Genomic DNA, 10,452 nt, shown 5'->3' on the forward strand with positions numbered 1-10,452 from the left:
AGGACCAGAAATGGCCATCACCGTCACAGATCCCCGGCCGATCGACCGCGCGGAGGAGATCCTCACGCCCAAGGCACTGGCCTTCGTGGAAGAGCTCCACAACCGGTTCGCGGGTACCCGCAACGAGCTCCTGGCGGCCCGCGCCGTCAAGCGGCAGCGGGTAGCCGAGACCGGCAAGCTGGACTTCCTGCCGGAGACCAAGGACGTGCGCGACGGCGACTGGAAGGTTGCGCCGGCACCGGCGGCTTTGCAGGACCGCCGCGTGGAGATGACCGGACCCGCGTCGCCGGCAAAGATGGCCATCAACGCCCTGAACTCCGGCGCCAAGGTGTGGCTGGCGGACCTTGAGGACGCCAGCACGCCCACCTGGGCCAACGTCATCGACGCCATCCTGAACCTCCGCGACGCGGCCCAGGGTACCCTCAGCTTCACCTCGGAGGAAGGCAAGGAGTACCGCCTCCGAACCGACGCACCGCTCGCCGTCGTAGTGGCCCGCCCCCGCGGCTGGCACATGCAGGAAAAGCACCTGCTGATCAACGGTGAACCGGCCGTGGGCGCGCTGGTGGACTTTGGGCTGCATTTCTTCCACATCGCCAAACAGCTGGTGCTCAACGGACAGGGCCCGTACTACTACCTGCCCAAGATGGAGAGCCACCTCGAGGCGCGTCTGTGGAACGACGTGTTCGTGTTCGCGCAGGACTACCTGGGCCTGAACCAGGGCACCATCCGCGCCACCGTGCTGATCGAAACCATCCCGGCCGCCTTCGAGATGGACGAGATCCTGTACGAACTGCGGGACCACGCCTCCGGACTGAATGCCGGCCGCTGGGACTACCTGTTCAGCATCATCAAGTACTTCCGCGACGCCGGCGAGGAATTCGTCCTGCCGGACCGCGCGTCCGTGGTGATGACCGCCCCGTTCATGCGTGCCTACACCGAACTCCTGGTGAAGACCTGCCACAAGCGCGGCGCCTTCGCCATGGGCGGCATGGCAGCGGTCATCCCCAACCGGCGCCACCCGGAAGTCACCGCGGCAGCTTTCGAAAAGGTGCGTGCGGACAAGACCCGCGAGGCAAACGACGGCTTCGACGGTTCCTGGGTTGCCCACCCGGACCTGGTCCCCACCTGCCGCGAAGTCTTCGACTCCGTGCTGGGTGACAAGCCCAACCAGGTGGACAAGCAGCGGCCCGAGGTTTCCGTGACGGCGGAGCAGCTGCTGGACGTCCAGTCCGCCGACGGCCAGGTCACCGAGGCCGGACTGCGGCTGAACCTGTACGTAGCCGTCGCCTACACGGCGGTGTGGCTGTCCGGAAACGGCGCCGTGGCCATCCACAACCTGATGGAAGATGCCGCCACTGCGGAGATCTCCCGTTCCCAGGTGTGGCAGCAGATCCGCAACAAGTCCATCCTGGCCGACTCCGGCAACACCGTGACCAAGGAACTGGTGGAGCGGGTCCTGGGCGAGGAAACCGAGCGGCTCCGCACCGAGTTCGGCGACGAAGCGTTCCGCCGCTACTACCAGCCGGCCAGCGAACTGATCGCGGACATCTGCCTGTCCGATGACTACACGGACTTCCTGACCACCCCCGCCTACGAGCTGGTGGGCTGAGATGGCAACACCTAAACCCTCGCTCTCCGCAGGGGACCTGGCCGCCATCGACGGGCAACTTGCCGCCACGGACCGGTTGCTGGAGCAGAACTACCCGGGCGACGACGGCTCCCGCCAGCCCGTGCACACGGTGTACGTGCCGGCGGACCGGTTCACGCCGTCGTTCGCTGCCGACTGGGGCGCCCAGGCAGCCACGACGGTGGAAGCCCACGGCGGGTTCGAAAAGCTGGGCCGGCTCCTGGGCCAGGAAGCCAGCCTCGCCGAGGCAGTCGCCGGACGGGTTGCCGCAAAGCTGGCAGCCGAGCCGATCGAGGACCTGCGCCTGGACTTTGAGGACGGCTTTGGGGACAGGGGCGACGACGCCGAGGACGCCGCCGCGGTTGCCGCGGCTTCCACGGTGGCCCAGGCAGTCGCGGCGGGCTCCGCTCCGCCGTTCATCGGCATCCGGTTCAAGTGCTTTGAGGCCCCCACCCGGGCCCGCGGCCTGCGGACCCTGGACCTGTTTGTCTCCGGCCTGGCCACGGCCGGTGAACTCCCCGAAGGCCTGGTCCTGACCCTGCCCAAGGTCACCAGGGTGGCGCAGGTGAAGGCCATGGACTTTGCCGTGTCGCGGCTGGAGGAAGTCCACGGACTTCCCGCCGGCCGCCTCCGGTTCGAGGTGCAGGTGGAAACCCCGCAGCTGATCCTTGGCCCGGAAGGCACATCGCCGGTGGCGCAGCTGCCGCACGCCGTGCCCGGCCGGATCAGCGGCCTGCACTACGGCACCTACGACTACTCCGCGTCCCTGCAGATCTCCGCCGAATACCAGTCCATGGAGCACCCCGTGGCGGACTTCGCCAAGGAGGTCATGCAGCTGGCCGTGGCCGGCACGGGCATCCGGCTCTCCGATGGTTCCACCAACATCATCCCGGTGGGCGACAACGTGGAGAACGCCTGGCAGCTGCACGGCCGCCTGGTCCGCCGGTCGCTGGAGCGCGGCTATTACCAGGGCTGGGACCTGCATCCGGCCCAGCTGCCCAGCCGCTTCGCTGCCACCTACGCCTTCTACCGTGAAGGCCTCCCGGCCGCCGCGGCCCGCCTGCGCAACTACGTGGAGCGGACCGAAGGCGGCGTGATGGACGAGCCCGCCACCGCCCGCGCCCTTGCCGCCTTCGTGCTCCGCGGCGTCCAGTGCGGCGCTGTTGGTGGCGAGGAGGTCCAGGCGCTTGCCGGCGTCGGAATTCCGCAGCTCACCGCGCTGGCGCACCCGCGGCTGGCCACCACTTCCAACTCCTAAGCAAAGGACCCCTTCATGGGCAAGTACTACACCCCCACCGGCGGCCTGCCGCCGCAGACCCACCTCACCACCGAACGCGCCATCGTCACCGAGGCCTACACCGTCATCCCCAAGGGCGTGCTGACGGACATCGTCACCTCCAACCTGCCGGGCTTCGCCAACACCCGGTCGTGGATCATCGCCCGCCCCATCTCCGGCTTCGCCACCACGTTCTCGCAGCTGATCGTGGAGATCGGACCGGGCGGCGGGGCACCCCGCGCCGAATTCGAAGAAGGCGTGGAGGGCGTCATTTTCGTCACGCAGGGAACCGTCAACCTGACCCTTGACGGCGAACTGCACAAGCTCGAGGAAGGCGGCTACGCCTACCTGGCCGCCGGAGCGCAGTGGGGCCTGGAGAACGTCTCCGAGGATATCGTCTCCTTCCACTGGATCCGCAAGGCCTACGAGCGGCTCGAGGGATACGAGGCCAAGTCCTTTGTCACCAATGAAAAGGACGTGGAGCCGACCTCAATGCCGGACACCAATGACGTCTGGAAGACCACCCGCTTCACCGACTCGAGCGACCTGGCCCACGACATGCAAGTGAACATCGTGACGTTCCAGCCCGGCGGCGTCATCCCGTTCCCGGAAACGCACGTGATGGAGCATGGCCTGTTCGTCCTGGAGGGCAAGGCCATGTACCTGCTGAACAACGACTGGGTTGAGGTGGAGGCCGGCGACTTCATGTGGCTGCGCGCCTTCTGCCCGCAGGCCTGCTACGCCGGCGGCCCCGGCGAGTTCCGCTACCTGCTGTACAAGGACATGAACCGGCAGGTGAAGCTGACCTAGCCATTTGTGCGTTCGGGCAGCAGCAGGGGCCGTTATGGAATTCCATAACGGCCCCTGCTTTTTTAGTGCTGTTGGGGAACGCTTAGGCGCCCGGGTTGAGGACCACCTTGATGCAGCCGTCTTCCTTCTTCTGGAACTTCTCATACAGAGCGGGCGCGCCTTCCAGGCCCGCACGATGGGTGACCAGGTCCATCACACCCAGCGGATCGGCGTCGTCCTCCACAAGGGGAAGGATGGCGTCCGTCCAGTTCCGCACGTTGCACTGCCCCATGCGCACCTGCAGCTGCTTGTCGAACATGGTGAGCAGCGGCATGGGGCTGGCCGTGCCGCCGTACACACCGCTCAGGGACAGCGTGCCGCCTCGGCGCACAGCGTCGACCGAAGCGTGCAGCGCTGCCAGCCGGTCCACGCCGCCGGTCTCCATAGCCTTCTGGGCCAGCTTGTCCGGCAGGAGCCCCAGCGCCTGGTGGGCGAAGCCGGCCATAGGCGAGCCGTGGGCTTCCATTCCGACGGCGTCAACCACCGCGTCCGGGCCCCGGCCCCCGGTCATTTCGCGGAGTTCGTCGCCGATGGTCTTGCTCAAGTCCAGCGTTTCCACCCCGTGCCGCGCAGCCATCTCCCGGCGCTCCGGAACGGGGTCAATACCGATGACGCGGAACCCGAGGTGGACGCCGATCCGGCCGGCGAACTGGCCAACCGGGCCAAGGCCGAACACGGCCAAGGTACCGCCTGCCGGGACGTCGGCGTATTCCACTGCCTGCCAGGCGGTGGGCAGGATATCGGAGAGGAACAGGTAGCGTTCGTCCGGAAGCTCGTTGCCCACCTTGACCGGTCCGTAGTCGGCGTGCGGCACCCGCAGGTACTCGGCCTGGCCGCCGGGAACGGACCCGTACAGCTCTGAGTAGCCGAAGAGGGCGGCGCCGGATCCCTTTTCCTTGACCTGGGTTACCTCGCACTGGGACTGCAGCCCCAGCTTGCACATGTAGCAGGAGCCGCAGGAGATGTTGAAGGGAATCACCACGCGGTCGCCCTTGCGGAGGTTGGTGACGCCGCTGCCCACTTCTTCCACGATGCCCATCGGCTCGTGGCCAATGACGTCACCCTTGTGCATGTACGGGCCCAGGACCTCGTAGAGGTGCAGGTCCGAGCCGCAGATGGCGGTGGAGGTGATCCGTACGATTGCATCCGTCGGTTCCTGGATAACGGGATCAGGTACTTCTTCTACGCTTACCGACCGTTTTCCTTGCCACGTCAGTGCTTTCACAGTCTCCCTTTCGCTCTGCTTTGCCCGTGGAGGTCTCCTTGGGCGGGGCAGGGCACCCGGAGGCACCCTTTCTTCGACCGTATCGGTTTTGAGGGAAAAAAGTAAGCATGCTGACTAAAAGCTTGTAGCGGCCGTCCGCTGCTTCTAGCGTAGGGAGAGTCCCGGAACACCAAGAAGAGCACCCGAAAGAGGAACGCCATGTCGCTGTACCAGCCGGAACCGGTCGAGATCTCCACCCGCATGCGCCCTGGCGAATGGACGGAGGAAAGCCTGACGGAGCTGGTCAGCACCTACCGGAGGCGGGTAGAGGAGATGGGCGCGCCCGCGGCCGAGGTGGCCACGGACATCAAGCGGAACGATGACGGCTCGGTGGTGGTAGTGGTGTCCTGGCCGAAGCCGGCCATCGCGGGCGATGAGGATTCAGTGCCAGGCGGCCAGCCGCTGTGAACCGGTGCTAGCCGGTTTCAGGGATTCGGCTGCAGTGCAAGCAAGCGGCCGATGGCGCTGGAGGCAAGGTTCTCCAGTAGGTCGCGCGGCCCTTCATAAACCTCGACGGCGCCCGCCTCGCGCAGTTGCGCGGCCTGGATGCCCCCGCAGGTGACTCCTATGGCCGGGATCCCCAGGGCTCCGGCCGCCTTCATGTCCCACACGGCGTCGCCGACATAGACCGCGTGCGCCGCGTCCACGCCGGCAGATTCGAGGGCCGCCTCGAGGATGTCAGGCGCCGGCTTGCTTTCCTTCGCATCGTTGGCGCTGGTAGCGGCATCGATAAAGGCGTCTGCATCCAGGACGGACCGCATGACCTGCAGATCCCGCTCCCGGGCCGAGGAGGCAAGTGCCACGGCCAACCCGCCGGCATGGCACTGGCCCAACAATTCTTTGGCCCCGTCCAAGGGACGGAGCGAGGGCCAGTGCGAAGCGTACAGTGCACCGTGGCTGGCCATGATGTCCTCGTCCTCGTCACGGTCGCGGCCGGACGGCAGCAGGTTGTCCACCAAGCGGGCACCGCCCATGCCCACGAGCTGGTGGATGGCCGCCATGGACACATCGTGCCCGTATTGGCGGAAGGCACCCCACCAGGAGATGGTGTGGATGTAGGACGAGTCGATCAGGGTGCCGTCAACGTCAAAGAGGACCCCCCGGCGGACACCGTCAGGGGGTGTCGTGGACTCAGTCATCAGCCCACCGCTGCCCGTCGTACATCCGGCGCCTTTTTCCGCTTGGCCGCTTCATCCTTGGGGGAACTGACGGGCCGCACGCGGTCACGGATGACGGACCCGGCGCCGTCCAGGCTCTTGTCCCGAATGAGGCCGGTGCCGGCGATTTCGCGGGCCATGGCGACGCCTGCCACAGCTGCCCTTTTGGTTGGGAAGGTCACCGAGATGGCCATCAGGTTCCCGCTTCCGTCCATCATCCTGATCCGGTATCCACCGTCAGGGGCATCGACGAGCTCAAAAAATCCGGCCATAACAATCACTCCTCCATCAATCACGGCGCTGTGCTTGGGAGCACTCCATGAGGTGTTAGTAAGTATACTTATCTATCGCGCGAAGGAGAAGTTCCAGCCCTGGTCCGCGCCGCCTCAGCGCGAATCCGCCCTTGCAGATGGAAGAGGGATGTCACTGCGCCGAACGGTATCCTGATGTAGCTCCAGAGCGCTAGTCACAAGGGCGAAGTGGCTGAATGCCTGCGGTGTATTACCCAGCTGGCGGCCTGCCTTGACCGCCCATTCCTCACTCAGCAGCCCCACATCATTACGCAGTTCCAGCAGCCGTTCGAAGAGTTCACGCGATTCCTCATGGCGCCCGGCACCCAGGAGCGCCTCAACCATCCAGAACGAGCAGGCCAGGAAGACGCCCTCGTCGCCCGGAAGGCCGTCGTCGCTCTCTTGCGGTTTGTACCGCAGCACGAACCCGTCCTGGGTCAGCTCCCGTTGGATGGCCTCGATGGTGCCGATGACCTTGGGGTCGTCGTTGGGCAGGAATCCCACCCTGGGAATCAGCAGCAGGCTCGCATCCAGCTCGGGCCGGCCGTAGGACTGGACGAACGTATTGCGCTCGGCGTCAAAACCGTTGGCCATGATGTCCGCGCGGATCTGGTCCCGCAGCGCTTCCCAGCGCTCCACCGGACCCGGCAGGCCGGACTCGCGGACGCCCTTCACCATCCGGTCGGCCGCCACCCAGGCCATGACCTTGGAATGGGTAAAGTGCCGGCGGGGCCCCCGCATTTCCCAGAGCCCGTTGTCCGGCTGGTCCCAGATGGTTTCCAGGTGTTCCATCAGCGCGATCTGCACGTCCCAAGCCTCGTCGGTATGCTTCAGCAGCGAGTTCCGGGTCAGCGCCAGGCAGTCCAGGACCTCGCCCCACACGTCCAGCTGGAACTGCTCGGCCGCCGCGTTTCCGATCCGCACGGGAACCGAGTTCTCATAGCCCTTCAGCCAGGGCAGCTCCATTTCCGGCAGCCGCCGTTCACCGTGGATCCCGTACATGATCTGCAGGTCGGCGGGGTCGCCGGCAACCGCGCGGAGCAGCCAGTCCCGCCACGCGGCGGCCTCGGCGGTGTACCCCGCGGCCAGGAGCGCCTGCAGGGTCATGGCGGCATCCCGCAGCCAGCAGTAGCGGTAGTCCCAGTTGCGCTGGCCGCCGGGCTGCTCGGGAAGGGAGGTGGTGACCGCGGCTACGATGCCCCCGGTTGGGGCGTAGGTCAGTGCCTTGAGCGTAATCAGGGAGCGCACCACCGCGTCCTGGTATTTCCCCTCCACGGTGCATTGCGAGGACCAGCCCCGCCAGAATTCAAAGGTGCTCGCCAGGACGTCCTCGGCATCCACGGAGACGGGCCTGCCCACGTGGCTGGGCGCCCAGGTCAGTACGAACGGGACTTTGTCGCCGGCGTTCACGGTGAAGTCGCTGACGGTATGCATGTTTTCCCCGTGCAGGGGTGCGGGGGTCACGAGGTAGACGGCGTCCGGCCCCGCAATGGCGTGCAGCCCGCGCTTGTCCTTGCGGACCCACGGAATGATGTGGCCGTAGTCGAACCTCAGGATCAGCTCCCCGTGCATTTTGACGCTGCCGCTGACGCCTTCCACGATCCGGACGATGTCAGCCACGGAGTCGCGGGGCGGCATGAAGTCGGTAACGCGCACGGTTCCATCCGCCGTGTCCCACTCGGTGTCCAGGACCAGGCTGCCGTCCCGGTAGCTGCGGCGCGTGCAGGCACCTCCACCCACGGGCGCCAGCAGCCAGCGGCCCGCGTCCGGGGTGTCCAGCAGCGCGTTGAAGCACGCAGGGGAATCGAACCGCGGCAGGCAGAGCCAGTCGATCGAGCCGTCCTTGCTGATCAGGGCCCCGGTGTGAAGGTCGCCAACCACCGCATAATCCTCAATTCGCACCATGACAGTACCCTGCCACACAGAGTCCGCAATGGAAGGGGAAATGTCCGGGTGTAGCCTGAGGCAAATGGCAATCCACATTGGCACCTCCGGATGGAGTTACGACCACTGGGAGAACGTGCTGTACCCGCCCGGACTGCCCGTCCGGGACCGGCTCCAGTGCTACGTCTCCAGGTTCAGCACGGTTGAACTGAATGCCAGCTTTTACCGGTGGCCGCGGGACACCACTTTCGCTGGCTGGAACAGGCGCCTGCCGCCAGGGTTCAGCATGTCCGTCAAGGCTCCCCGCGGCCTGACCCACGCCCGCAAGCTGTACTCCCCCGAAGTCTGGGTGGAGCGCATCGCCAGGTGCTGGCATGAGCTCGGGGACAAACGCGCCGTGCTCCTGGTCCAGCTGCCTCCGCAACTGGCGCGGGACGATGCGAGGCTGGACTATTTCCTGGCCGTGCTGCCGTCCTGGATCAGGGTTGCCGTTGAGTTCCGGCACCCCACCTGGGACTGCCCGGAGGTATTTGAGCTGCTGGAGCGCCACCAGGCGGCGTACTGCATCATGAGCGGCGCCAACCTGCCCTGCATCCTGCGCACCACTGCGCCATTCACGTACATCCGGCTGCACGGACCGGACCAGGAGCACCTGTACGGCGGCTCCTACTCAGACGCGGACATGCACTGGTGGGCGGACAGGATCCGGGAGTGGGACAGCGCCGGCGTCGACGTGTACGCCTACTTCAATAACGACGGCGGCGGGAACGCGGTGCGGAACGCCCAGACCCTGCGCGGGATCCTGGGCAACGGCTGATGCCTGCCCGGGGCCGGCCTGTGGCAGAGTGGTGCCATGGACACGGCTCCGCAGAACCCCGCCCATGACACGGCACGCCCGCCCCGGGACAACACCAAGGGCCGCGTTGCGCTTTCCGGAGGCCAGTTCTTCCGGCTGGCACACCGGCTGTCCGACGCTCTCAATGACGTCAGGATCCAGCTCGCCCAACGGTGGAAGTTCGTGCCGCAGACCATCGCCTACCAGGGTTACGGTTCCACCACCCGGGTGCGGGTGTTGGGGCGGGTGCTGCTGACGCAGAAGCCGCAGCCGGGCAGCAAGGCGGAGCACCAAGCGAAAAACGGCAACCAGAACGTCCGCGGCTGGCGCGCCTTCACCGGGGTGCCGCTGCAGTACAGCGACGTCGAAATCACCATCGGGGACGTGGTCACCCACGTCACGGCGGACCGGGGCGGGCTGATCGACACCGAGGTGGATGTCAAGCTCTCCCCCGGCTGGCACACCGCAGTGCTCCGCGCGGAGGGTACCGAGCCGGCAGAGGCACTGATCCAGGTGATCGCCCCCGGAGTGGAATTCGGCATCGTCTCCGACATCGACGACACCGTGATGGTCACAGCCCTGCCCCGGCCCTTCCTGGCGCTGTGGAATACCTTCGTGCTCAGCGAACGCGCCCGCATGGCCACCCCGGGCATGGCCGTGCTGCTGGACAGGCTGACCATCGAGCACCCTGAAGCCCCGATCATCTACCTGTCCACCGGGCCCTGGAACGCCGCCCCCACGCTGGCACGGTTCCTGACCCGCAACATGTACCCCAAGGGCGCGCTGCTGTTGACGGACTGGGGGCTCACCCAGGACCGCTGGTTCCGCAGCGGGCAGGACCACAAGCACCGGAACCTGGAGCGGCTGGCGCAGGAGTTTCCGGACATGCGGTGGCTCCTGATCGGCGACAACGGCCAGCACGACGAGGCCATCTACTCCGCCTTCGCGGCTGAGAACCCGGACAAGGTTGCGGCGATCGCCATTCGTCAACTGTCCGTCAGCGAGTCGGTCTTCGCCGGCGGCCACTCCGAAGACGGGGACCACAGCACCTCAAGGGTGCCCTGGATCTATTCCCCCGACGGCGCCGGCATCGCAAAGCAGCTCGCCATGCTGGACCTGCTCCGGGGCTGACACCCCCCGGTCCCTAGGTGTACTGAGTCAGGACGTTGGTTACATCGTGAATAGGTGAAGACCTCTTAGGTTGGTGGTTACCACACACAGCCAACGACTAAGAGGTCTTCATGTCCCACCGTAATGCCCGGCTGACTCC

At 66.3% G+C, this 10,452-nt stretch carries 10 protein-coding genes; 6 read left to right on the plus strand and 4 right to left on the minus strand.

What is annotated here, in order from left to right; genetic code table 11:
• Positions 1–10: 10 nt before the first annotated feature.
• From aceB to ACETK3_RS03675, 3 genes are read left to right on the plus strand one after another with little or no spacing between them, the layout of a single operon-like run.
• A complete protein-coding gene (gene aceB / locus ACETK3_RS03665) occupies positions 11–1,609 on the plus strand; it encodes a malate synthase A (RefSeq protein ID WP_236820481.1) in 1,599 nt (532 codons plus the stop codon).
• Position 1,610: 1 nt separating this feature from the next.
• Entirely contained in the window at positions 1,611–2,885 is a 1,275-nt protein-coding gene (locus tag ACETK3_RS03670; protein WP_237428947.1) for an aldolase, read from the plus strand.
• A 15-nt stretch (positions 2,886–2,900) separates the two neighbouring features.
• Entirely contained in the window at positions 2,901–3,713 is an 813-nt protein-coding gene (locus ACETK3_RS03675) for a bifunctional allantoicase/(S)-ureidoglycine aminohydrolase (protein ID WP_236799634.1), read from the plus strand.
• An 82-nt stretch (positions 3,714–3,795) separates the two neighbouring features.
• Here ACETK3_RS03675 and ACETK3_RS03680 read toward each other — a convergent pair whose 3' ends face one another.
• Positions 3,796–4,977 carry a zinc-dependent alcohol dehydrogenase gene (locus tag ACETK3_RS03680; RefSeq protein WP_237428948.1) on the minus strand — a complete coding sequence of 394 codons (1,182 nt, stop codon included), beginning with the start codon at positions 4,975–4,977 and terminating at the stop codon, positions 3,796–3,798.
• 198 nt (positions 4,978–5,175) lie between these two features.
• On the opposite strand from ACETK3_RS03680, the gene ACETK3_RS03685 reads away from it, so the two are divergent.
• Positions 5,176–5,424: a hypothetical protein gene (locus ACETK3_RS03685; RefSeq protein ID WP_236799636.1), complete on the plus strand. Its 249-nt coding sequence runs from the start codon at positions 5,176–5,178 to the stop codon at positions 5,422–5,424.
• Positions 5,425–5,441: 17 nt separating this feature from the next.
• Here the strand turns inward: ACETK3_RS03685 and ACETK3_RS03690 are convergent, their stop codons facing one another.
• The 3 genes from ACETK3_RS03690 to ACETK3_RS03700 all read right to left on the minus strand — a co-directional run bounded on the left by ACETK3_RS03690 (position 5,442) and on the right by ACETK3_RS03700 (position 8,368).
• Positions 5,442–6,155, minus strand: coding sequence for an HAD family hydrolase (locus ACETK3_RS03690; protein ID WP_236799637.1), 714 nt, complete (start codon positions 6,153–6,155; stop codon positions 5,442–5,444).
• Complete coding sequence (locus ACETK3_RS03695; protein WP_236799638.1) at positions 6,155–6,445, minus strand: hypothetical protein; 291 nt, start codon at positions 6,443–6,445, stop codon at positions 6,155–6,157. The genes ACETK3_RS03690 and ACETK3_RS03695 overlap by 1 nt, the downstream gene beginning before the upstream one ends.
• Before the next feature lie 114 nt (positions 6,446–6,559).
• Complete coding sequence (locus tag ACETK3_RS03700) at positions 6,560–8,368, minus strand: glycoside hydrolase family 15 protein (protein ID WP_237428949.1); 1,809 nt, start codon at positions 8,366–8,368, stop codon at positions 6,560–6,562.
• Between the two features lie 64 nt (positions 8,369–8,432).
• On the opposite strand from ACETK3_RS03700, the gene ACETK3_RS03705 reads away from it, so the two are divergent.
• Together ACETK3_RS03705 and ACETK3_RS03710 are read left to right on the plus strand one after the other, a co-directional pair.
• On the plus strand, positions 8,433–9,164 hold the full coding sequence (locus ACETK3_RS03705; RefSeq protein ID WP_236799640.1) for a DUF72 domain-containing protein: 732 nt from the start codon (positions 8,433–8,435) through the stop codon (positions 9,162–9,164).
• A 36-nt stretch (positions 9,165–9,200) separates the two neighbouring features.
• Entirely contained in the window at positions 9,201–10,313 is a 1,113-nt protein-coding gene (locus tag ACETK3_RS03710; RefSeq protein ID WP_236799641.1) for an App1 family protein, read from the plus strand.
• Positions 10,314–10,452 lie beyond the last annotated feature (139 nt).

It is taken from the genome of Arthrobacter sp. E44 (assembly GCF_041877125.1).
Classification (GTDB): Bacteria; Actinomycetota; Actinomycetes; order Actinomycetales; family Micrococcaceae; genus Arthrobacter.